The 21,900-nt window shown below is 54.4% G+C and carries 21 protein-coding genes; 8 read left to right on the plus strand and 13 right to left on the minus strand.

The features are described from left to right. Positions 1-239: 239 nt before the first annotated feature. Both B472_RS11620 and B472_RS11625 read right to left on the minus strand, forming a co-directional pair. The gene (locus tag B472_RS11620; protein WP_026039563.1) at positions 240-1,226 is read right to left on the minus strand and encodes a tripartite tricarboxylate transporter substrate-binding protein; all 987 of its coding nucleotides are present in this window, start codon (positions 1,224-1,226) and stop codon (positions 240-242) included. Positions 1,227-1,374: 148 nt separating this feature from the next. Then, positions 1,375-3,417 carry a spermidine synthase gene (locus B472_RS11625; RefSeq protein WP_133176088.1) on the minus strand — a complete coding sequence of 681 codons (2,043 nt, stop codon included), beginning with the start codon at positions 3,415-3,417 and terminating at the stop codon, positions 1,375-1,377. A 639-nt stretch (positions 3,418-4,056) separates the two neighbouring features. Here B472_RS11625 and B472_RS11630 point away from each other — a divergent pair. The 3 genes from B472_RS11630 to B472_RS11640 are packed head-to-tail and all read left to right on the plus strand — an operon-like array spanning position 4,057 to position 7,909. Next, positions 4,057-4,869 carry a cyclopropane-fatty-acyl-phospholipid synthase family protein gene (locus tag B472_RS11630; RefSeq protein WP_238147438.1) on the plus strand — a complete coding sequence of 271 codons (813 nt, stop codon included), beginning with the start codon at positions 4,057-4,059 and terminating at the stop codon, positions 4,867-4,869. Between the two features lie 39 nt (positions 4,870-4,908). Beyond that, entirely contained in the window at positions 4,909-6,276 is a 1,368-nt protein-coding gene (locus B472_RS11635; protein ID WP_019427101.1) for an APC family permease, read from the plus strand. 4 nt (positions 6,277-6,280) lie between these two features. Next, positions 6,281-7,909, plus strand: a complete 1,629-nt coding sequence (locus B472_RS11640; RefSeq protein ID WP_019427102.1) for an acyl-CoA synthetase — start codon at positions 6,281-6,283, stop codon at positions 7,907-7,909. Between the two features lie 342 nt (positions 7,910-8,251). Here B472_RS11640 and B472_RS17440 read toward each other — a convergent pair whose 3' ends face one another. The 6 genes from B472_RS17440 to B472_RS11670 all read right to left on the minus strand — a co-directional run bounded on the left by B472_RS17440 (position 8,252) and on the right by B472_RS11670 (position 13,225). Then, positions 8,252-8,380: a hypothetical protein gene (locus tag B472_RS17440; RefSeq protein WP_019427104.1), complete on the minus strand. Its 129-nt coding sequence runs from the start codon at positions 8,378-8,380 to the stop codon at positions 8,252-8,254. A 205-nt stretch (positions 8,381-8,585) separates the two neighbouring features. Further along, positions 8,586-9,557, minus strand: coding sequence for a D-2-hydroxyacid dehydrogenase family protein (locus tag B472_RS11650; RefSeq protein WP_019427106.1), 972 nt, complete (start codon positions 9,555-9,557; stop codon positions 8,586-8,588). Between the two features lie 20 nt (positions 9,558-9,577). After that, entirely contained in the window at positions 9,578-10,621 is a 1,044-nt protein-coding gene (locus B472_RS11655) for a tripartite tricarboxylate transporter substrate binding protein (RefSeq protein ID WP_019427107.1), read from the minus strand. A 107-nt stretch (positions 10,622-10,728) separates the two neighbouring features. Continuing rightward, positions 10,729-11,127 carry a cupin domain-containing protein gene (locus B472_RS11660; RefSeq protein WP_019427108.1) on the minus strand — a complete coding sequence of 133 codons (399 nt, stop codon included), beginning with the start codon at positions 11,125-11,127 and terminating at the stop codon, positions 10,729-10,731. A gap of 37 nt (positions 11,128-11,164) precedes the next feature. Beyond that, positions 11,165-12,235 carry an Ldh family oxidoreductase gene (locus B472_RS11665; protein WP_040505944.1) on the minus strand — a complete coding sequence of 357 codons (1,071 nt, stop codon included), beginning with the start codon at positions 12,233-12,235 and terminating at the stop codon, positions 11,165-11,167. Positions 12,236-12,244: 9 nt separating this feature from the next. Then, a complete protein-coding gene (locus B472_RS11670) occupies positions 12,245-13,225 on the minus strand; it encodes a tripartite tricarboxylate transporter substrate binding protein (RefSeq protein WP_019427110.1) in 981 nt (326 codons plus the stop codon). A gap of 125 nt (positions 13,226-13,350) precedes the next feature. Here B472_RS11670 and B472_RS11675 point away from each other — a divergent pair, with 125 nt between their 5' ends. Further along, positions 13,351-14,280, plus strand: a complete 930-nt coding sequence (locus B472_RS11675) for a LysR family transcriptional regulator (RefSeq protein WP_019427111.1) — start codon at positions 13,351-13,353, stop codon at positions 14,278-14,280. A gap of 31 nt (positions 14,281-14,311) precedes the next feature. Here B472_RS11675 and B472_RS11680 read toward each other — a convergent pair whose 3' ends face one another. From B472_RS11680 to B472_RS11690, 3 genes are read right to left on the minus strand one after another with little or no spacing between them, the layout of a single operon-like run. Further along, the gene (locus B472_RS11680) at positions 14,312-14,767 is read right to left on the minus strand and encodes a BLUF domain-containing protein (RefSeq protein ID WP_040505945.1); all 456 of its coding nucleotides are present in this window, start codon (positions 14,765-14,767) and stop codon (positions 14,312-14,314) included. Positions 14,768-14,803: 36 nt separating this feature from the next. After that, on the minus strand, positions 14,804-15,331 hold the full coding sequence (locus B472_RS11685) for a demethoxyubiquinone hydroxylase family protein (RefSeq protein ID WP_019427113.1): 528 nt from the start codon (positions 15,329-15,331) through the stop codon (positions 14,804-14,806). Positions 15,332-15,373: 42 nt separating this feature from the next. Further along, positions 15,374-15,853, minus strand: a complete 480-nt coding sequence (locus B472_RS11690; protein WP_050995457.1) for a DUF411 domain-containing protein — start codon at positions 15,851-15,853, stop codon at positions 15,374-15,376. 373 nt (positions 15,854-16,226) lie between these two features. Here B472_RS11690 and B472_RS11695 point away from each other — a divergent pair, with 373 nt between their 5' ends. Beyond that, positions 16,227-17,213 carry a tripartite tricarboxylate transporter substrate binding protein gene (locus tag B472_RS11695; RefSeq protein WP_019427115.1) on the plus strand — a complete coding sequence of 329 codons (987 nt, stop codon included), beginning with the start codon at positions 16,227-16,229 and terminating at the stop codon, positions 17,211-17,213. Positions 17,214-17,284: 71 nt separating this feature from the next. After that, entirely contained in the window at positions 17,285-18,211 is a 927-nt protein-coding gene (locus B472_RS11700; protein WP_019427116.1) for an NAD(P)-dependent oxidoreductase, read from the plus strand. Between the two features lie 97 nt (positions 18,212-18,308). Here the strand turns inward: B472_RS11700 and B472_RS11705 are convergent, their stop codons facing one another. Beyond that, complete coding sequence (locus B472_RS11705; RefSeq protein ID WP_026039568.1) at positions 18,309-18,734, minus strand: heme-binding protein; 426 nt, start codon at positions 18,732-18,734, stop codon at positions 18,309-18,311. Between the two features lie 226 nt (positions 18,735-18,960). Between B472_RS11705 and B472_RS11710 the strand changes: the two genes are divergently transcribed. Together B472_RS11710 and B472_RS11715 are read left to right on the plus strand one after the other, a co-directional pair. After that, positions 18,961-19,737 carry an SDR family NAD(P)-dependent oxidoreductase gene (locus B472_RS11710; protein ID WP_019427118.1) on the plus strand — a complete coding sequence of 259 codons (777 nt, stop codon included), beginning with the start codon at positions 18,961-18,963 and terminating at the stop codon, positions 19,735-19,737. A 27-nt stretch (positions 19,738-19,764) separates the two neighbouring features. After that, positions 19,765-20,673 carry an alpha/beta fold hydrolase gene (locus B472_RS11715; protein WP_040505962.1) on the plus strand — a complete coding sequence of 303 codons (909 nt, stop codon included), beginning with the start codon at positions 19,765-19,767 and terminating at the stop codon, positions 20,671-20,673. A 71-nt stretch (positions 20,674-20,744) separates the two neighbouring features. Here the strand turns inward: B472_RS11715 and B472_RS11720 are convergent, their stop codons facing one another. Further along, a complete protein-coding gene (locus B472_RS11720; RefSeq protein WP_019427120.1) occupies positions 20,745-21,797 on the minus strand; it encodes a serine hydrolase in 1,053 nt (350 codons plus the stop codon). Positions 21,798-21,900: the final 103 nt, after the last annotated feature.

A 21,900-nucleotide genomic window follows, 5' to 3' on the forward strand; every position in this document is an offset into this window, starting at 1 on the left:
AAAGCCTTTGATCAACAATACAGAAGCGGAAAATCAGTTTTCCAGCGAACGTAAAAAACGTGCACCTGCGACGGTCACAACTTGCCCTGCGGCGTTGCGCAAGATTGTCGCTGCTGGAGCCTCCTCGATTCCCGGAGCCGTTCAGGATGGCCCTTTGGATGGGTCCAAAACCTGTTCTTTCATGAGAAAGGAGCGCTTAAACAAGCGCCCCTTTTTTAACTCAAGCTCAAGGTGTGGGCTCAGGAATCGGCGCGGAAACCCAGCGCCCTGACCAATCGGCCAGAGAACTCGGTGTCGGCCTTCATGCGTTCGGCAAACTGCTCTTGCGTGGTGGGCGTGACCTGCACACCCAAAGGTGCCACCGCTTCAGCGACATCGGGCTGAGACAAGGCGGCGCGCAGCAAATTAGAGGCGCGGTCACGCACAGCGGCTGAGGCCGTGGCTGGCAAGAAGAAACCGAACCATTCACGCATGACCAGTTCGTCAAAACCCTGCTCGCGGTAAGTGGCCACATTGGGGACAAAGGTGGAGCGATTCGGGCCCGATGTGGCCAAAATGCGTGCGCGGCCTGTGGCGTGATGCTGGATCCAGTCGCCCAATGGTGATGACATGGACGTGATTTGCCCACCCAAAACCTGAGGCACGCCAGGGCCAGAGCCTGCAAACGGTACGTTCAAAGATTGGATGTCGGCAATTTGTGCAAAACGGCCCGCCAACAAATGCGGCATGGAGCCAGCGCCCGGGTTACCCACAGTGGCTTTGCCAGGATTGGCTTTGGCCCAGGCCACATACTGGCGCAAATTGGTCACTTCAGCAGGCACTGCTGGGCCCACCACAAAAGCATGGTCGGTGGCGTGGCCAATGCTGATGGGCGCCACATCGGCCTGGGAGTAAGGCAACTTGGAGTAAGAGTGCGGGTACACCGTCAACATGGAAGCAGGTGTGTACAGCATGGTGGCACCGTCGCCTGCTGCGGCTTTCAAGGTCGAGACACCAATTTGGCCGCCTGCACCCGGGCGGTTTTCAATGATGATGTTGGTGGCATAAACGCCGCGCAGCTTCTCACCAATGCGACGCGCGAACGCGTCGGTGGTGCCACCCGGTGGAAAGCCCACCACAATTCGCAAAGTCTCTGGGATGGCTTGTGCAAATGCAGGCAAGTGGCCCAAACCTAAAGCGGCAACAGCGCTGGCGCTCTGAATAAGGGCTTGACGACGGGTTTTCATGTTTGACTCCTGGTTTTTGATGTTGAAGGTGAAAACCAATCCATGTTAAGCGAGCACGTTCGATCAACCAAGTGAAATCAAGGCGAATCCTTACATTTCATAAGCATTTGATGCAAAAATAAAACACGAGAATTCGGCCTTTAAGCCCTCATTTGGCAATGGGTGCAATGCTGCTGAATTGGTCGGTCCACAACCTCAAACCGGGTTGGTCTTGAGGTTCATGCCGCAAGAACCGGCCCGCAGCATCCCTCACCTCTCGGTTCACAGAAGGGTAGGCTTTCAAGTAAGCCTGATCCTGGGTCATGATGAAGTGCAAGTTTCTGCGTATATTGCGAACCTCGTCAGCGGCTTGGGACTTGTGCCGAAACGCCATGCCCAGGCCCTCTGACTGCGCCTTCACGACGGGGTACAGGTTGAGATAGGCGTTGGTGATGTTGATGGCAATGTAACCGTCAGGTTGGAGGTGATCGCGGTAAATCTGAAAGGCTTCCCGCGTCAGCAGATGGATGGGCACCGATCCGCCGGTGAACGCGTCCAAAACAATGACGTCGTACAACTTGTCTTTGGGCAACTGCTCCATGCGCAGACGCGCATCACCCAGCAAAATATTTTGCTCGCGCGCTTTGCAAGACGACAGGTTGTCAAACCATTCTTGGGCAAATCGAACGGCAGCAGGATTGATCTCGTAAAAATCGTAAGCATCGGCTTCCCGGGCAAAATTGGCCAAGGTGCCAGCGCCCAAACCGATGAGCGCGACCGAAAGATTCGGCTTTTGCGACATGGCCCACAGCAAAGTCTCGCCTATCCCGCTGTCGCGTGCGTAGTAAGTGGTGGGCACATGGCGAAGGGACTCCGACAAGAACTGCTGACCATGGGTGACGTTGCCACTGAAAAACACCCTGTCGTTGCGCTCGGGCTCGTTCAAAAATCGGCGTTCCTTGACGGAAACCGTGCCGTAAAAATTTCTGTCCTGGTCCAACAGCACTTCTGTGCGGTCCGCTTTGCGCACCTCGCGCCAAGACCACGGGTTTTGCATGGCCACCAACAAAGCCACCATGACGATGGCCGTGAACACGCCCACAAGACGCCCCCCCAAGCCAGGACGCTTTGAGTTTGAGCGAAACAACACTTGGCAGGCCAACAAGGCCACCAACACCAAGGCCATCAACCACTCGTGGTAATCGTCAAACCATTGGGTCGCCACCAAGGTCACGAACAAACCACCGAACGCTCCGCCCACGGACATGCACAGGTAAAACTCGGTCAAGCGACGTGGGTCCTCGGGCCGGCGGCGATAGAGTTCACCATGACACAACATGCACACCACAAACAACAGTGCGAAATGCGACCATCGCACTTCGTTGACGCCATAGTCCCACTCAATGCCTAACCAGCGCGGTATGTCACTCAGACCCGCGGTGGCCAGCAGCAACACCAAGGTCAAGAAGGCAAACAACTTGGGGCGGTACCACCGGGGGTGGTCAAAGGTCAAAATGAACGTGACCAAATAAAGGCCCAAGGTGGAAATCCACAACCTGGGCTCTGGCGCCACGTCGTGGCTGATTTGATCGGTGGCTGCAATGAAAACCAATGAGGCCAATGCGGGCAAAGCGATCCAGGAAAACCGCTGTGCCAACGATGACGCGGGTTGCGTCTCGGTGGGTTCTGCGGCTTGGCGCATGGAGGTTTCTTCGCCTTGCCCTTTGGCGGCAGGAGAGGTCTCAGGCTTGTTTTGCCAAGCCCCCAAAGCCACCGGCAAACAAAGCAGGGCAAACACCCAAAATCCTGCGGTCCAAAGTTGCCCCATTTCTTGTTGTTCGAGCCATGGCTCCAACACATAAGGAAAAGACAACAAAGCCAAAAATGAACCCACATTGGACAATGCGTACAAGCGGAAAACAGACGATGCATGTGCCGTGCTGGTGAACCAGTGTTGAACCAAGGGTCCGGTGGTGGCCAAGCAAAAGTAAGGTAAACCCACACTTGCGCCCAAAATCAACAACACCTGCATGACCGGCGAGTCGGGGGATTCTGGCCGCAGCTCTGTACCGGGCAATACCCTAGAGGCCAACAGGGCAGCAATCACCAACAAAAGCACATGAATTCGCGCCTGTGTCTGGCGAGAGGGCACCTTGGCCAAGGCATGTGCATACAAATAACCCAAGCACAACAAGGTCTGAAAAAACAGCATCGCTGTGGTCCAAACAGCAGGACTGCCACCAAACCACGGAAGTATTTGCTTGCTCAACAGGGGCTGAACTTGGAACAGCAAAAAAGCGCTCGTGAATATCGTGAGTGCGAATGGCAGAAAACTCCAAGGGCTTGAAGATGGATGGGCAACGTGAGGATTCATGGTTTTGATCATGTCAACAAAGGTGCGATAAAAATTCGCACATCAGAATGGTGGTTTAAAAGCACCGTCGAAAATGAGATCCGCTGGATTGATCCATGTTTTATGGTGCGCACCGATTCATGCTGACAGCCAAAAAGATTCGATTTTTATACCAAACGGCGCAGATTCTACAAGCCAAAGATCAGGGCATGTACGCTTTGAGCAAGCGCATAAACTTTTTTTAAAAAGGTTTTGTCCATGCCCTGTTTATTCACGGCCTCACCGCAAAATTTTCACGAAAAAAATCGTTGAAACCAAGGGTTTATACGGAACGCCACTGTCTTGCGCAGCTCATCAAAGTCGCACTTTGAAATGGTTTAATTCAACCGTATGGGGTTGGGCTTCAGCATTTTGTTGAAGCACCAATCTGAATCTCAACATCTGGAGTTTTGAATGCCAACGATGCGTTTTTTTATGGCCACACTGATGGCTTGTTCCATGTCTCTGGCTCAAGCCTCTTCAACAGCTGCATCAACCGACCCGAAAAGCCCCAACACCGCGTATGAACCCATTCGGGGTCAAGCGGGCAAAGATGTGATCTGGATCCCCACACCCGAAGGTCTGATCGACAAAATGCTGACAGCCGCCAAAGTCACCGAACAAGACCGCTTGTTCGACTTGGGATCAGGTGACGGGATCATCGCCATCACGGCTGCGCGCAAGTTTGGCGCGCAATCGGTGGGCATTGAGTACAACCCCGACATGGCCCAATTTGCCCGTCGCAAGGTCAATGAGGCAGGACTGAACAACAAGGTCCGCATCATCACTGGCGACATCTTCAAAGAAGACTTCACATCAGCGACTGTCGTCACGCTTTACCTGATGCCACATCTGAACCTTCAGCTTCGACCCACTTTGCTCAAAATGAAGCCTGGTACACGCGTCGTGTCGCACGCCTTCACGATGGGCGATTGGGAGCCTGACGAAACCATGCAGCACGAGTACTCACGCGCCTATTACTGGATGGTGCCTGCGCAAGTTGCAGGTGACTGGGTCATCACGGGCCTCGAAGGCGGCCCTGTGCGCTTGAGAATGAACCAAACCTTTCAACACATTGGCGGCACCATGACCCGTGGCGGCGTGACTCAAGCGCTGATGGGCGCAAGACTTCAGGGCGAAGAACTCAAATTCCGCTTCAGCACGCCCGACCAAACTGTCCACACATTCACGGGGAAGGTGGAGGGCAAGCGCATGACCGGCAGTGTGAGTTCAGGCTTCACAAACGCTTCCATTGAAGGCGTTCGTCAGTAATCTATTGCTTTTCCGAACTTTCTCACTTTTTCTCAGACCATGAACGCTGACAACACCGCTCCCGTCAACATGCTGCGCTTGCTTCATCCTTTGTCAGCCATTGCCCTGATTGTCGGCATCGTGATTGGCGCCGGCATTTTCAAAACACCCTCGATGGTGGCGGGCATCAGCGGCGATGCTGGCTGGGCCTTGGTGCTTTGGGTTGCGGGGGGACTCATTTCCATCATCGGCGCCTTGTGCTATGCAGAACTGTGCACGGCTTACCCCAGTGCTGGTGGTGATTACCATTTTTTAAAGCGCGCCTTTGGGCGTGATTTTTCATTCATTTATGGATGGTCTCGCGCCACCATCATCAATACGGGATCTATCGCTCTGTTGGCTTTTGTTTTCGGTGATTACATGAGCACACTGTTGCCCTTGGGTGCTTTTTCCAGTGCCATCTGGGCGATGGGTGTCGTGGTCTTTCTGACGGCTGTCAATTTGCTGGGCATCCACGCCTCCTCCAAAATTCAGAATTGGCTGACTGCGACCGAAATCCTGGGATTGCTGGCCATTGTGGTGGCGGGCTTTTGGGTTGATGCGCCCGCTTCCGGCGCTATCCAATGGTTCGCACAAGCACCCGCAGCCTCACAATGGGGTCTGTGTTTGGTCTTTGTCTTGCTGACCTTTGGCGGTTGGAATGAATCCGCTTACATCTCAGCCGAACTCCAAGGTGGACCGCGCACCATGGTCTGGGTCATTCTGGCCAGCATGATCGCTTTGTCCGCCATTTATTTGCTCGTCAATGTGGCACTTATTTTTGGCCTCGGCTTGAATGGATTGAGTCAAAGCAAAACCGCAGCAGCCGACCTGCTGGGTTTGGCCTTCGGTCCTTGGGCGCAAAAGGCTTTGGGTTTGTTCGTGGCCATTGCTGCCCTGACCAGCATCAACGCCACCATGTTTGTCGGCGCTCGTACCAATTTTGCGGTTGGCACCGACTGGAAAGCATTGCGCAAACTGGGGCAATGGCAATTGAACATCGGCAGCCCCAAACCAGCCTTGCTGCTGCAAGCCCTCATCAGCATGGGCTTGATCATTTTGGGCACCCAAGAAGCCGACGGCTTTTCTGCCATGGTCGAGTTCACAGCCCCTGTTTTTTGGGGTTTCTTGTTTTTGGTGGGTCTGTCCTTGATCTGGTTGAGGCAAACAGACCGCCAGACCGCCAGGCCCTTCAAAGTGCCCCTTTACCCCATCTTGCCCCTGGTTTTTTGTACCGTTTGCGCCTGGCTCACTTATTCCAGCATCACGTATGCCATTTCACAAAAGGCCATCCATGTCTCCATGTGGCTCATTGCCAGCGGCGTTGTGGCCTTGCTGATTTTGCGAATCCGAGAGAACTCTATCGACAAACTTTCAAGCCCCACTTGATCCGATGAAAACGCCATTTCCTGCTTTTGATTACGAAGCCGCTCGCGCCAATTTTTCCTACTCCGTTCCAGAGTTTTTCAACTTTGGCTTTGACGTGGTGGACAAGCGTGCACAGACCCGTGACAAGCTGGCCCTGATCGCCATCGACCGAAGCGGCCAGAACGTCACGCATTACCGTTACAGCGACCTTGAACGTGAGTCCAATCGTTTTGCCAACGCCCTGTTGGCATTGGGTGTTGGCAAAGGTGACTCGGTTTTGGTGGTGCTCCCACGCATCGCAGCATGGTATTTTGTGCTGTTGGGTTGCGCCAAAATCGGGGCCATTGCCATGCCTGGCACCAACCAACTCAAAGCCAAAGATTTGGAGTACCGGGTCAACCGATCCGGCGCATCGGTGGCCGTGGTGGGCACCCCACACGCCCAAGCCCTGGAGTCGATCGAATCATTTTGCCCCTCGCTCAAACACAAAATTCTGGTGGGCGACAGCCAAGCCGGTTGGCATTCATTTGAAGACCTGTGCGCGGCGCAATCGGCCCAAATCGACCGCGACAAGATCGAGCCCACGCGGTCTGAAGAGTCCATGCTGATTTATTTCACGTCGGGCACCACATCCCTGCCCAAGATGGTCGAAAGAGACCATGCCTATGCCTTGGCCCATTCGATCACCGGCAGCTACTGGCAAGACTTGCGCGAAAGTGACGTGCACTGGACCTTGACCGATACCGGCTGGGCCAAAGCCGCCTGGGGCCTGCTCTACCCCCCGCTCACAGCTGGTGCCACCATCGTGCTGTACGACGGAGAAGGATTTGATCTGCAAATGCATTTGGACATCATTGCCAAATACAAAGTGAGCACGTTTTGCGCGCCGCCCACCGTTTACCGCGTGATGGCCAAGGCCGATTTATCTGGCGCTGATTTCAGTTCGCTTCGCCACTGTTTTGGTGCTGGCGAACCCCTCAACCCCGAAGCCATGCGGGCTTGGAAGCTGGCCACAGGCTGCGACATCTACGACGGTTATGGCCAAACGGAAACCATCAACATCGTGGCCAACTTTCCGGGTATGGCCATCCGCCCCGGCTCGATGGGCAAACCCTGTCCAGGCTTGCAGGTCGATGTGATCGACGATGACGGTCAAGTGGTGGCCGATGATGAGGTGGGCCATATTGCGGTGAAGGTCACAGACCCTTACCCGCCGGGACTTTTCAGGGGCTACTACGGTGACCCTCAAACCACCGCGAAATCATTTCGCCATGGCTGGTATTACACCGGCGACACCGCCAAGCGAGACCAAGACGGCTACATCTGGTTTGTGGGCCGCTCGGACGACATCATCTCATCCTCCAGTTACCGGATCAGTCCTTTTGAAGTCGAATCCACGCTGATCGAACACCCCGCCGTGGCCGAAGCCGCCGTGGTTGGCAAACCCGATGAATTGCGTGGCGAAATCGTCAAGGCCTTCATCATTTTGGCCAAGGGTTACACCGCGTCAGATGCGCTGGCTGTGGAGATTCAAAACTTCGTCAAAGAACAAACCGCGCCCTACAAATACCCCAGAGAGATCGAATTCAGAGACACGCTGCCCAAGACCATCTCCGGAAAAATTCGACGGGTGGAATTGCGCAGCGAGGGCTAAATTCACGCGCTTGCGCCGCCCAATCTTTTGAGGATGCCCGACTTGGGCTGAACAAAGGTGTGCTGACCGTGGATCCCTTGGAGGGCGAATGCAAAGAGCTGACGCGCTGGATCGGTGGCGTCCAACAAAAACGGTCGAGGGACCACAGCCACACTGTCGCGTTGCCCATCATTGGTCAGAAAATTCAGGGCTTGCGCAGAGGCTCGAACCACCGAGCTGCGCCGCTGATGAAGGGCCTGCTTTTAAAGACGAATAACAGCACCTATTTAGCGGTCTGTCCCAAAAGACAAGGTCTCACAGCGCGCGACAGAGATCCCGCCGAGCAAACCGCCCGCCGGCGGATCAACTGTTTCGGTGGACCAACACCACAATCACGGCAATGACGCACAGGACAGCAGAAAAAACCAATATGCCCACTGCGTAGTAGCGTGCAGAGATGTTCCGAATTTTGGAGATTTGCAGTTTGTTCATGCCTCATTCTCGCACGATACCCACACAGTCATCAAAGGCTTATGGATACAACTGTTTGGAAAAATCCAAAATATGCTTATTTGACCCAAGCAAGGTGGCTATCAAGGTGATGCCGATTTGAAACATACCCATTTCAAACTGGAACACTCACAATTTTGAAATGGCGTTTCCCCCAAAAGCTGACCCAAAACCGAAAAGACCCAGACTACGAAAAGCTCGGTACGACCTCTGAATTGGCCAAATTTTGAGGCTTGCCTTGCGCGAAAGCATTCACATTGTCGAAAGCCATTCCAAAATAATGCTCGTAATTGTCACGCTCAACGTAACCAATGTGAGGGGTGCACAGCGCGTTGGGGAATTTGAGAATGGGGTGGTCAACCGATAGAACAGGTTCGGACTCATAAACATCCACCGCAGCAAAGCCCGGGCGACCAGATTGCAAAGCCGCCACCAAGGCCCCAGGGGCCACCAACTCTGCTCTGCTGGTGTTGACCCATAGGGCGCTGGTTTTCATGGAAGTCAGGTCATCCACGGTCACCAAACCGCGCGTTTGATCGTTCAGGCGGATGTGGAGACTGAGCACATCGCTGGCGGCTAAAAATTCAGCGCGTGAAGGGGCCAGCTCGAACCCATCGGCTTGGGCTCTGCTCATGGAGCCCTCACGACCCCAAACCCAAACCTGCATGCCGAAAGCCCGTCCAAAAGAGGCCACTTGCCGACCAATGCGTCCATAACCCCACACGCCCAAGCGCTGCCCGGACAATTGTTGTCCTAAGTGCCCTTGCCACAGACCTTCTTGCATGCGTCGCGCTTCACTCAACAAGTGACGTCGGCTGGCCAGGATCAAGGCCCAAGTCAGCTCAGCTGTCGCTGCACCCGTTCCTTGACCCTCTGACACCGCCACACCCCGCGCCGTGCAAGCCGCCAAGTCAACGTGACCCGCGATTTTTCCTGTTTGGCTGATGAGTTTTAAAGTGGGCAATTGGTCCAACAAGCTTGCGCTGATGGCCGTGCGCTCACGCGTCAGCACCACCGCATCAAAGTCCTGTAAACGCGCGGCCAATTCGGTGTTTGTGACCGTGTCTTGAAACACCACCACATCGTGCTTGGCCAATTTTGAAAAACAGTTCAGTTGATGAATGCAATTTTGATAGTCGTCAAGAATCGCCACACGCATGGTCTTGCCTTTGGGTTTGTTTATTCCAGTTTGATACCCAGTTGTTCAACTGTGCGTTTCCAATGTTGCAAGTCAGTGCGAATGATTTGCTGAAATTCAGCTGGGGGCATGCCGCCGGGCTCAATGCCTTGGGCTTTGAAAAGATCTCTCACTTCGCGGGTCGCCAATGCGGCTTTCACCTCTGAATGCAATCGGTCCAAAGTCGAGGGTGGTGTCCCAGCTTTGGCCATCAAACCGTACCAAGCTCGGATATCAAAACCGGGGTAGCCCTGCTCAGCGATGGTGGGAACATCGGGCAAGCCTTCAAAGCGACGCGCCGGTGCAACGGCCAAAGCACGCAGTTTTCCAGCTTGAATCTGGGACAAGGCCGAACTCATGTCCAAGAACATGAATTGCACTTGTCCACCCAGCAAATCTTGCAATGCAGGACCGGCACCTCGGTAGGGCACATGTGTGACCCGAATGTCTGCACGAGAGGCAAACATGGCTCCAGCCAAGTGTGCTGAAGTCCCGTTGCCAGAAGAGGCATAAGCCATGGTGCCAGGTTTCGCTTTGGCAAGGGCCACCAAGCCAGCCAGATCTTTGGCCGGAAAGTCGGGCTTGACCACCAACGCATGGGGAATAAACCCAACCACCGTGACCGCACTGAAATCTCGGGGAATGTCGTAGGGGTAATTCGGCATCAGCGCCGGATTGGTGACGGCCAAGATAGAAGGGAACATGAGCGTGTGACCGTCTGCGGGCTGCCGGACGATTTCACCAAAACCAATCAAGCCCCCACCACCCGGCTTGTTGTCGACCACCACGGGTTGGCCCATAGACACCGCCATATTTTTACTGATCGCTCGTGCCATCAAGTCAGTGGGGCCGCCAGGCGCAAACGGCACCACCAAACGCACCGGCTTGTTCGGGAAATCAGTGGCATTGGATTGGGCATGGGCCTTGTGTGCAAAAGTGCCCAGCACCATCACCGTGCTCAAAAACAAAGCGCGAGCGAACCAGCGATCCGACCGACGCGCACCAAAGGGTAAGCCAACACTCTGGCCTTGGGGAAAGAAAAGCATCACGGTGTCTCCGTTTTTTTAAATCCATGGGTGGGCCGAAGAAGCATGTATGGCTGAAACCCATTCAAGCCCCTGTGCCCACCTGCTGGCCGTTGAAAAACAAGCGTTTATTTGTTGTGCTCAGCGGTAATAGGCCGAGTTTCACCGCTCTCAGTCAACGTGCGCGTGGCGTTGACAGAAGCATACGTCCAAAAAATCTTCATCGGCTCAGTGTCCGATTTGTTGCGGAAACGGTGTGGCACGTTGGGGGGAATGAATGTGGTGTCATGCGGCTTGAGTTCATGCACCTCGCCATCAATGTCCAGAAAAGCATGCCCCGTCAGCAACATCACGCTTTCTTCACAGTTGTGTGAGTGAAAGGGAATGGCAGTGTTGGGCGCAAATTCGGTGATGCCGTTGATGAAAGTTGTCGCCCCCAAAGAAGGCAGCACCAATGGCGTTGTGCGCGCCCCACCGCCACGGTCATGGCTTTTGAGTTGATCAGGTTGAAGAACAGCGTGTTTCACAGGGACTCCTTTAAAAGATGCGCAGATCAGCGCCAAATCATGCCAATTCGTCGTGATTCAAGGGGGCAACACCCAACTCCACAGCCAATGCATGGAGATCGGCCACCAAAGCAGGGGCCAATGGAATGCCATCACGCTGGTATCGCCCGCGTTTGTCGTGGCTTTGCTCGCCGGGCACCCAAATCCGTTCAACACCCGGCAATTTTTCGCTGTTTCGCAAATCGCGCACCAAAGCATCGACCTGCAGCTTGAAATGCTCGGGGTCACCGAAAGCGGACAAGTCGATCACCAGTATCGCTTGGCCTGTGTTGGTCACACTGACATGGTCTGCGTTGAAGTCAACGACATCCTTCCCCATGGCGGCACCGCCCAAGGTGCCCGCCAACAGGCCCACCACCAAGGCCAAACCATAGCCTTTGTGTTCACCAATGGGCAACAAGAAACCATCGCCTGCTTTGCTGGGGTCCAACAAGGGCTGACCTTGACGGTCAATCATCCATCCTGGCGGCATCATTTCCCCGCGCTTGGCTTTGGCTTTCACCTTGCCATAAGCGGCGACCGTGGTCGCCATATCCAGCACAACGGGGGGTTCCTCTGAAGCGGGAATACCCGCAGATATAGGGTTGGTGGACAGCAACATGTCTGTACCACCCCATGGCGGCAAATGATTGGCGTTGCCAACGGCAAAGTACAGACCCAGCATGTTGTGCTGCAGAGGGCGCCGCGAATAAATCGAAGCGGGGCCGGCATGGTTGCTGAATCGCGTGCTGACCCATGCCACACCCGTTTCGCGGGCTTTTTGGATGGCCAAATCAACCGCCTGCGAAACCACCAAGTGCCCCATGCCGTTGTCACCGTCCAAAACGGCCATGGCAGCCCGTTCTTGAACCACGCGAATGGTGGGATTTTTATTGATGCCGCCTGCGCGTATTCGCTTGATGTATTGAGGCAAACGGATGACACCGTGTCCGTCTGATCCTTGCAAGTCAGCCTCAGCCATCAGCTGTGCAATCAAACTGGCATCCTGATTGGGAATACCTTGACTGATAAAGACGGCTTCAATAAAGGATTGAAGCGCACTCAATGAAATATGAACAGAAGAACTCATTGAAAAATCTTACTCAGCACGGATGCCTTTTTCTTGGATCAGTTTGCGGTACAACTCAAATTGGGTGCGGGTCGCCGCACCGAACTCAGCGGGTGTGGTGCCACGTGGCGTAACGCCCAAACCAATGAGTTTTTCGCGAGTCGCTGGATCGTTCATGGCTTTGCGCGACTCCTCGCTGAGTCTGTCCACAATGGACTTGGGTGTTCCAGCCGGTGCGACCATGGCAAACCACGAATTGAAAGTAAAGTCTTTCAGACCTGCTTCGGTGAATGTAGGCGTCTGAGGGTATTGGGCCAAACGAGCGGGTGTTGAAACAGCCAACAGCCTGAGCTTGCCCGACTGAATCAAAGCAGTCACCGTGCCGAGACCTTGCATGGCCGCATCGACCTCGCCTGCCGCCACAGCAACAGCAGCAGGTGTTGCCCCTTTGTAAGGCACATGCGTCAAATCGACATTGGCCCGGTTGGCCACCAACGCCATACCAATGTGCTGTGGGCTGCCGTTTCCACCGGAACTGTAATTGAGCTTGTTGGGGCTGGCTTTGGCAGCACTCAAGAAATCTGTCAAAGTTTTGTAGGGGCCATCGGCCTTGACGACCAAACCCCATTCAATGGTGCCCACCAAAGAAATGGGCTCAAAGTCGGTCAATGCGTTCCAAGGCATCTTGGGAATCAGATGCGGCACCATGGTCAAAATGCTGTCGTTGTAGCCACCAATGGTGTACCCGTCAGGGGCCGCTCGGGCCACTCGCTCGGCGCCAATCAAACCAGAGGAGCCCGCGATGTTTTCGATCACAAAGCCTTGCCCCATGTTTTCAGCCATCTTCAGCGTCAAGACACGAGCGGCATTGTCAACAGCACTGCCAGCAGCCAACGGAATGATCATCTTGATGGGTTTTTGCGGATAGGCCGTCTGCGCGCTGCAAATGGCGCCCATGCCCAAACCAGCCAGCCATGCAAGCGTACGGATTTTTTTAATCAGTTGATTCATTTTTTGTCTCCAAACAGGGTTGATTCCAACAACTCTCTCAAAGATTAAAAGTGGAATCCAAAGCTGTCCAATACTCTTTTCATTTTTTGCCATAGCATATTGAAATACCAAAAAGCCATGAACGCATGCATTTACGAACTATTCAATACTTTTTAGCCATTGCTGACGCTGGCAGCTTCACCGCAGCGGCGGCAGCCATCCCTTTGGCACAGCCGGCTCTCACGCGTCAAATGCGTGATCTTGAAAAGGACATGGGTGTCCAACTTTTGCAACGCATGCCAAGAGGCGTCCTGTTGACCCCCGCTGGTGTGACTTTTTACGAGTCTGCGCAGAGGATCCTGAACGAAGCATCCATGCTTCGCCAACGTTTGTCGCATCAAAAAGACAAGCAAAACGCCCGAATAGTTTTGGGGGTGTCGCCCACTTTGGCCAGGGTTTTGCTGCCAGGACTGCTCGAAAACTGCTTCAATATTTTGGACAACGTCGAATTGAGGACGCGTGAGGCGTTCACACCCGCCTTGATGGATTGGCTCGAAAAAGGCGTGATCGATATGGCCATCATGACCAACCCGGGCCCCGGACGGCACTTGTCTTATCTGCCGCTATTGGGTGAACCTTTCGCATTGGTCTCGAACAAATCCATGCGCTTGGGATCGGTCGTCTCGGTCAATCACTTGACACGCATTCCGCTGCTGATGACCAGTTTGCACCGGAACTTGGTTGAGAAACAAATGCAGCCTTTGGGCATGCCACTGAATGTCCACTCCGAAATTGATTCCGTCGACTCCATTCGTGAATTGATTTCGCGTGGACCGTGGGCAACGGTCATGCCCGTGTCGGTTTTCAAAGACCTGTCTAACGACACCCACATCACCATGTCAGAAATCTCTGGCATTCAACTCAACCGCATCTTGGTGCTGGCCACCCGAATGAATACAGAAATCAGTCGAGAACTGACACTGATCCAAGAGCTGGTTGAATCCGAAGTTTCACGCTTGATGCGGCACGGGGTGTTCAGCTTAGGCGCCCCATCAGCCGGCAATGAGCGCGCTTGAAAACCAGGTGCATCGACAAAAATCAGTTGCTTCAAGCCGCAGGCGGCCGACTTTTGAGTTCCCTCAGCAGCAAAGACAGCATCTGCTTTTGTTTGTCGTCAGAGGCTTCTTTCAAGGCGCCCTCCAGCACGTCGCTGATCTCAGACGCCTCCACCAGCTCCATGTCCCAATCCGGGAACAATCGGTCACGGATTTCGTCCTCTTCACTCAGCACAACCACATTCAAATGGCGAGGGTCATCGGCAATGATCTTCATCAGGGTAGACACCTTGTCACGGGGACCTTCGAGCCATTGGAAAAAAATGCCACTGCCGTACACCAACAAACCCGTGATGCCATGGCGAGGGTTGTAATGCTTTGCCGTGGCAATGATCTTGGCAACTTCACCGGGATGCATCGCTGGCGCCGCCAAGCTGCAATAAATGAGGTTGTAAAGCGAACGCCCCGCAGAGCCCTCGTCGTGTGGCGAGCTAGGGGTGTGATTCATGAGGCCTTTTCATAATGTTTTGAAGATTCAGAACCATTAAACACGTCGTGCGAAAACCACGGCCACTTCCGAGCCCCAACCCACGATCCAACACCAAGCCTTTAACAGCCCATGGCGCGAAGGACCTGCCAAGGCAGCTGCCTCATCCCGGTGGTGCTGTTCGTCCGCTTGGCACTTGACCAAGAGTTCCAACAAGCCTTCAGGGCCACCCTGTTGATGAAGGTGATCGATCTGCTGTTGGTAATGCCGGTCAACAAAGGTTTCAACCGCTTCGATCGTGGCGTAGACAGCATGCGATCCAAACAATGCGGGTAAAGCGCCTGTCAACCAACCCGCCCAACGCCATGGTCCTAAAAACGCGCTTCGCAAGTTCACTGGCAACCACATCTCGACACATGCCAAGTGCTCTGCCTCGGTGGTGCCGTGCATGTGCGCAAAAGCCAACATGGCCTCATCGCCGCGCCACTTGGCGACCGCCGCGATCCCTTGGTAAATGCTCACAGCACCGGTTTCGCCGGCATGGTCCGAGCGCAATTCACGCTCTAAATAAGGAGACAGTTTCATTGAAAAGACCGAAGTGGGAGCCCACCATTTGAAAACACTGGCTTAAACCATGCGCCCTGACGCGGGGTAACGCTGGAAGCTTTTGACACTGCCATCTTTTTGCACCAGAAGCACATCAAAGGCATCTTTTTTGCCTTTGTATTCGGGGCCGTCCATACCCGGACTGCCGATGGGCATCCCAGGCACAGCCAGGCCCAGAGCCGTGGGTCGCTCTTTGAGCAGACGGCGAATGTCAGCAGCTGGGACATGGCCCTCGATGACGTAGCCAAGCACAGTCGCGGTGTGGCATGAGCCTAATTTTTCAGGCATGCCCAATCGTTGACGCGCAGCGGTATTGCCCACGTCGCGCACATTGACCTTGAACCCATTGGCTTGCAAATGTTCAACCCAAAGTTGGCAGCAACCACAATGAGGATCTTTCCAAACATCGACCGTGGTCGCCTGCGCGAACACGGAAGTTTGCAACATGGCCGTAGACAGGCCCGTTAAAAAAGCCGCTTGCAAGCAGTGACGTCTTTTCATGATGGCTTTGAAATGAGTTTTAAAACCCATTGATCATGCATGCGTTGCAATACCCCCTGCCCAAATACGCCAAATGAATTGAACAGTGGACCGGTATTGAACGCCATCAACCTCCATGTGACCTGCCACCCGGGCAGCAGCACTTTGGTAGATGTCCGTTGCTTTTTGAGAGTCTGCACCTTGAACCTGTAACCTGCGCGTCTTGTTTCAGGGATGACACTGTGTAAAAACACGGTTCAGACATACAAGCTGGTTGGCGCATTGAAGGTTTTTCAAAGTTGTCAATGCAACCCGTCTGTTCGTCCGTTGCGCAGAGGGGATGACATCCCCGATTTTTTGTTTTGATTTGCCCATAAAACTGGAGACCTGTCCTATGAAACGTCGTGAATTACTCACCCAAGCAGCGGTTGCGGCCACCGGCCTGGCACTCCCCCATGCTTTTGCCCAAACAGCGGCTTACCCCAACCGTCCGATTCGTTTGATCGTGCCATTCCCAGCAGGCGTGTCTCCAGATGTGGTGGCACGGCTGATCGGCGATAAGCTGAGTGCCGCCATGGGCCAGCCCGTGCTCATCGACAATCGCCCCGGTGCCGGCGGCATGATTGGCGCTTTGGCTGCAGCCGCCACGCCTGCTGACGGCTATACCTTGTTTTACAGTGTCAAAGCATCCCACGCGATTGCACCCAATGTCTACCGGGATCCCAAGTACAACCCACCACGTGACTTCAAAGCCGTCAGCCAACTGCTGCTGGTTCCGCATGTGTTGACCGCCACCCTCAAAGCGCCTTACAACAACATGCGCGAGCTGGTCGATTACGCCAAAAAGAATCCCGGAAAAATCGACTTCGCTTCTCTGGGTGTTGGCTCACAACCCCATGTGGCTTTGGAAGCTTGGTCGCAAAGACTGGGTATCAAACTCAACCACGTACCTTATAAAACCAACCCTTCGCCCGATGTGATGAGCGGTGTGATCAGCCTGTCTGTAGAAGCTTCGACAACCGCCATTCCACTGATCAAAACAGGCAAAGTCAAGGCACTGGGTATTTCGGGTGCACAGCGTATTCCGAATTTGCCAGACGTGCCCACCATGACCGAATTTGATGCCAACCTCGATGTCAACGGCGTCATCGGAAGCTCTTGGCACGGCATTTTTGCCCCGACGGGTACGCCCAACGATGTGATCGCCAAGCTCAATGCTGAAATCGTAAAGATTGTCAAAACGCCCGAAATTCAAGGGCGCATGTTGGACTTGGGCCTCACCCCCACCGGCACGACCTCAGCCGCTTTGGACGCTGTGGCCAACTCCGACTACGCCTTTTGGAACAAAGTGGTCAACGACCTGAACATCAAAGTGGATTGAAGGCCTCAAGTGATTGTTTTGCGTTCAACCGCCTTTTCTTCAAAGGTCTATTTGACTGCAGGTCTGGGCTCATGACCCAACTTGCGGCCAAACCACGGAAAAAACAACCCAGTCAGCCCATCAGACGCATTGGCGTCTTGGGCGTGGGCATCATGGGCTTGGCCATGGCCAGCAACTTGGTCAAAGCCGGCTTTCAAGTGTCCGGCTATGACCCCAATCCCAAAGCGCTCAAGCGTCTAAAGGCTGCAGGCGGCCAACCACAGCCCAATACCGCTGCGATGGCAGCCGAAGTGGACGTGATCATTTGCGCTTTACCCGGACCGCAGGCATTGCACGATGCCGTCCAACAGATCGCTGCCAGTGGCAACCGACAACTGGTCGTGATGGAAACCAGCACACTGGATATTCAAGACAAAAAAGCGGCGCGTGATGTCTTGAAGTCCCGCTCGATACCGATGCTCGATTGCCCTTTATCCGGCACAGGGGCTCAGGCTGCGGTCAAAGACCTCACGGTATATGCCAGCGGACCACGGTCGGCCATAAGACGCCTGGCGCCGGTTTTTGAAGGCTTTGCCAAAAACTGCTTCGATCTGGGGCCTTTTGGCAACGGCATGAAGATGAAGCTGATGGCCAATTTGCTGGTGGCCATCCACAACGTTGCCACGGCTGAAGCCCTCTTGTTGGGGCAACGTTGGGGGATTGCACCATCACGGGCCGTCAAAGTTCTGGCCGACGGCGCTGGTGGCTCTAGGATGCTGCAAATCAGAGGCCCCCTGATGGAAGATGCTGGCTGGACCCACCCCACCATGAAAGTGGCCATTTGGCAAAAAGACATGGCCCTGATTGCGGCAGCATTGGCCCAAGCGCAAGTGCCAGCACCGGTATTTGCAGCGACTGTTCCGGTCTACAACGCGGCCATGGCTTTGGGACACGGGGAACACGACACAGCGTCGGTTTTCAACGTCTTGTCGAGAATGTCGTCTTCAACATCCAAGTGACCCCAATCCCAGAGTCTGAGCGCTACGCCTGACAGCGCTCAGGCCCTGATGTCAGGCTTGGCCTGAAACCAAGGGCAGTTCGCAGCAGGTGAAATGTTCACCCTGCAAGCAAGCCAACAGCTTGGATTCCGGCGACGCAAATTTGCTCGTCTTCATCGCCTGTGCCGCCACTGGCCCCGGCTGCACCCAGAATTTGGCCGCTGGCATCCTTGATCAGAACTGCGCCAGGTTGCGCTAAAAACTTGCCTTCAGCCGTAGCGGCCAATGCAACAAAAAAGTTAGGGTTGTCTTTGGCGCGTTCAGCCAAAGCACGGCTTGATGCGCCCATGCCCACAGCACCCCAAGCCTTGCCTCTTGCGATGTCAAAGCGGAACATGCTGGCGCCGTCTTCTCGGACAAAAGCCATCAACTGTCCTGATGCGTCAAGAACCACAACACCCATAGGTTTGAACTGGGCCGACCTGGCAGCGCTGAGTGCGCCTTGACATATTTTGAGTGCTTGTTCAGAGGTCAATGAATTCACGGTGAGTCCTGATTGAAGAATTTTGAAGCTGGACAGCGTACCAGAACGCACCAGGAAGCTTGTCTTGTGATTGACAAACATTGATGCGTGTTAGCCCCTGGCGACAAGCGGCCACTCCAATAAAACCAGTCAGAAAGGACGTGGTTGATCAGCCTTTCGAAAATTCATATGATGGCCCAATCACCCGATTGGGATTTGCATTTTTTTGCTGGATGAGAGGCCCGTCATGAATCAAAAAACCAGTCCTCAACAACGCGTTGCCGTGGTGACCGGTGGTGCCATGGGCATCGGTGCGGAGGTTTGCGCGCACCTCGCTGCAGCTGGACATTTTGTTTTGGTGGCCGATCAAAATAGGCAAGAGGCCAACGCAACTGCACAGCGGTTGTCAGGGCTTGGCGGCAAAGCCATGGCGGTGAGTCTTGATGTGGGATCTTCAGAGTCCATTGCCCAAACCTTCTCGATGATTGGCAATGACCTAGGCCGCTGCGACATCTTGGTTAACTGTGCCGGCATTGCCAAGGTTTTTCCTTTTGTAGACTTCCCCCTTGATAACTTTGTCGCCACGATGAATGTCAATGTCACGGGCACACTGCTGTGCTCACAAGCCGCAGCACGGCTCATGCTGCCCAAGCAATGGGGCCGGATCGTCAACATCGCGTCCGTGGCAGGCATGAGAGCGGTGGGTTCCGGGCGAACAGCCTACGGCACGTCCAAAGCAGCCGTCATCGCTTTAACGCGACAGATGGCTGTTGAATTGGCCGAGCATGGCATCACCGCCAACGCCGTCGCCCCAGGGCCAGTAGACACCCCCATGACCCGCACATTGCACAACGATCGCTTCCGCGAGGAGTACACCAAAGCCATCCCCATGAACCGTTACGGCGCCACCGCAGAAATTGCCGCTGCGGTCATGTACCTTGTGTCTGAAGCTGCTGCTTACACCTCAGGGGTTGTCTTGCCGGTCGATGGTGGTTTTCTGGCTTCTGGCGCAAGAAGCCTGTGATCTTGATAAAACACATTGAAAGAAAAAATGGTGCCAGCCCTTCAATTCGTGGACACATCCTTGCTGCGCATCGGCTATGAGGAGTGGAATCCAAATGCATCCCGAACCGTGGTGTTGCTGCACGGCTGGCCAGACAGCACACGCACTTGGGCAGCCATTGCACCGGGCCTGGCCGAGGCTGGTTGGCGCGTGCTGGTGCCTGCACTGCGCGGTTTTTTGCCAACTCGGTTTTTAAGTGACGATGCGCCACGCACCGGTCAACTGGCCTCGCTGGGCTGCGACTTGCTTGAGTTTATGGACGCACTTGACCTCAAAAAACCCGCACTCGTCGGCCATGATTGGGGCGCACGCGCAGTGGCCATTGCCTGTGGCCTGAGGCCTGGTGTTGCCAGCCATTTGGTCATGTTGTCGGTCGCCTACGGCACCAACGATCCTCAGCAGGCATTGAGCATTTTGCAGGCCCGCAATTATTGGTACCACTGGTTCATGGCGACGCCTCGGGGCCAGCAAACTGTGCGTGAAGATGGACGCCATTTTGCCCAAACCATGTGGGACACATGGTCTCCACCGGGTTGGTATGCGCAAGAAGAATTTTTGGCCACCGCGCAGGCCTTTGACAACGCCGATTGGGCCGACATCACCCTGCACTCCTACTGCCACCGATGGGGGCATGCGCCAGCAGATCCACGCTATGCAAGCGAAGAGTTGTTACTCAATCCAGCGCCTGTTTTGGACGTTCCCACTTTGCTACTGCACGGCGATGCAGATGGTGTCAATCATCCCAGCAGCAGTTTGGGCAAAGAAAAGTTTTTTCGCGGTGTGTACGAGCGCGTTTTGATTGCCGATGCCGGACACTTTCCGCAGCGCGAAAAGCCAACCGAAGTGCTTGCATCCTTGTTGAATTTTTTCAATCAAACAAGTCAAACCCAGCCATGAGCGCGTGTAACGCGGATTTCATCCGCAAAAATGAGCCACCAGCCATACACACTGAACCTGTCAGCAGGCAGTTACCGGGCACCCAAAGATTGCATCACCTTGGCTATGCAGTCGTTGGTTTTGGCAGCGTCAATCCACCTCATGATGCACACCAATTCCAGCACGGGATCAACCCATGTGATGGACGAACCCGCACCAATGGCAAACCATGAACTGCGTGGCGCATCCTTGAACAATGCCCCATCTTTGTTCAACCAAATCAGGTAGCCATAATAGGGCGCGACATCGCAAGGCTGCTGCATCATTTGTAGCCATTGCTTTGATAACACTTGTTGTCCATTGAACTGCCCTTGTCCCATCAGCATCAGGCCAATGCGCGCCTGGTCCATGGCCGAGATGGAAATCCCACCCCCCCAATGACTGCCACCCGGCACCGACATCATGCGTTGGCCATTGACTTGGGTTAAACCTTGCTCGTAACCCAGCCATTGAAACGCATCTGAACACCCCAGAGGTTTTCTGAAAAATTCTTCAAACACCTCAGGCAAGGGTCTCTTGAACAAATGGAGCAAGGCCAAAGACAATTGATTGATGCGAACGTCGTTGTATTCAAACCGAGTGCCCGGTTCGCCCAGGGGTCTGGCGTCGCCCTTGGTTCCTTCTGCTTGTCCGGTTTGGTAGGCCAGCCAACGGTAACGGTCAACTTGTTCCGGGATCCCTAGGCAAGTCCCCTCCCATTCGCTGGTTTGCTGTAATAAATGGTGCCAAGTGATGCGCGACAAACGATCGCCCTCAAAACCAATACCCGGACATTGTTGAACAACCGGGGTATGAACATCTTTCAAAAGCCCTTGGTCAAATGCCAGACCTGCCAGAAGGGCCAAGTAAGTTTTGGCAACGCTGAACGTCAGGTCAGCCTTGTGAGGCTCCCCCCACTCGGCCAACATCTGGTTTTTGTGAAACAAAACGCCAGAAACAGGACCACGCCCATGGACAGGACCGTATAAGCGGTTGTAGGGCGGGGGGTCCATGTCGTGGATGCCCCAAGGCGGCGAAGTGTCTCGCGACCAAGATGTTTCACAAGATTGGATGAAGGCGATGGTCTCGTCTAGGGAATGGTTCATGGTGACAATCGACAATGGTTGGCCCGCTGATGATGCAGACGAAGAACGATGCTCAGACCCATCATCATGGCTTGTGGCCCATTTGACGTTCACTCTGGCGACT

Source organism: Limnohabitans sp. Rim28 (assembly GCF_000293865.2).
Classification (GTDB): Bacteria; Pseudomonadota; Gammaproteobacteria; order Burkholderiales; family Burkholderiaceae_C; genus Limnohabitans_A.

What these genes read in the sequence shown, in the direction of transcription:
- B472_RS11620 (WP_026039563.1), bottom strand. Translation starts at nt 1,226, where the DNA reads ATGAAAACCCGTCGTCAAGCCCTTATTCAGAGCGCCAGCGCTGTTGCC.
- B472_RS11625 (WP_133176088.1), bottom strand. Translation starts at nt 3,417, where the DNA reads ATGCTGTTTTTTCAGACCTTGTTGTGCTTGGGTTATTTGTATGCACAT.
- B472_RS11630 (WP_238147438.1), top strand. Translation starts at nt 4,057, where the DNA reads ATGTCTCTGGCTCAAGCCTCTTCAACAGCTGCATCAACCGACCCGAAA.
- B472_RS11635 (WP_019427101.1), top strand. Translation starts at nt 4,909, where the DNA reads ATGAACGCTGACAACACCGCTCCCGTCAACATGCTGCGCTTGCTTCAT.
- B472_RS11640 (WP_019427102.1), top strand. Translation starts at nt 6,281, where the DNA reads ATGAAAACGCCATTTCCTGCTTTTGATTACGAAGCCGCTCGCGCCAAT.
- B472_RS17440 (WP_019427104.1), bottom strand. Translation starts at nt 8,380, where the DNA reads ATGAACAAACTGCAAATCTCCAAAATTCGGAACATCTCTGCACGCTAC.
- B472_RS11650 (WP_019427106.1), bottom strand. Translation starts at nt 9,557, where the DNA reads ATGCGTGTGGCGATTCTTGACGACTATCAAAATTGCATTCATCAACTG.
- B472_RS11655 (WP_019427107.1), bottom strand. Translation starts at nt 10,621, where the DNA reads ATGCTTTTCTTTCCCCAAGGCCAGAGTGTTGGCTTACCCTTTGGTGCG.
- B472_RS11665 (WP_040505944.1), bottom strand. Translation starts at nt 12,235, where the DNA reads ATGAGTTCTTCTGTTCATATTTCATTGAGTGCGCTTCAATCCTTTATT.
- B472_RS11670 (WP_019427110.1), bottom strand. Translation starts at nt 13,225, where the DNA reads ATGAATCAACTGATTAAAAAAATCCGTACGCTTGCATGGCTGGCTGGT.
- B472_RS11675 (WP_019427111.1), top strand. Translation starts at nt 13,351, where the DNA reads ATGCATTTACGAACTATTCAATACTTTTTAGCCATTGCTGACGCTGGC.
- B472_RS11680 (WP_040505945.1), bottom strand. Translation starts at nt 14,767, where the DNA reads ATGAATCACACCCCTAGCTCGCCACACGACGAGGGCTCTGCGGGGCGT.
- B472_RS11685 (WP_019427113.1), bottom strand. Translation starts at nt 15,331, where the DNA reads ATGAAACTGTCTCCTTATTTAGAGCGTGAATTGCGCTCGGACCATGCC.
- B472_RS11690 (WP_050995457.1), bottom strand. Translation starts at nt 15,853, where the DNA reads ATGAAAAGACGTCACTGCTTGCAAGCGGCTTTTTTAACGGGCCTGTCT.
- B472_RS11695 (WP_019427115.1), top strand. Translation starts at nt 16,227, where the DNA reads ATGAAACGTCGTGAATTACTCACCCAAGCAGCGGTTGCGGCCACCGGC.
- B472_RS11700 (WP_019427116.1), top strand. Translation starts at nt 17,285, where the DNA reads ATGACCCAACTTGCGGCCAAACCACGGAAAAAACAACCCAGTCAGCCC.
- B472_RS11710 (WP_019427118.1), top strand. Translation starts at nt 18,961, where the DNA reads ATGAATCAAAAAACCAGTCCTCAACAACGCGTTGCCGTGGTGACCGGT.
- B472_RS11715 (WP_040505962.1), top strand. Translation starts at nt 19,765, where the DNA reads ATGGTGCCAGCCCTTCAATTCGTGGACACATCCTTGCTGCGCATCGGC.
- B472_RS11720 (WP_019427120.1), bottom strand. Translation starts at nt 21,797, where the DNA reads ATGAACCATTCCCTAGACGAGACCATCGCCTTCATCCAATCTTGTGAA.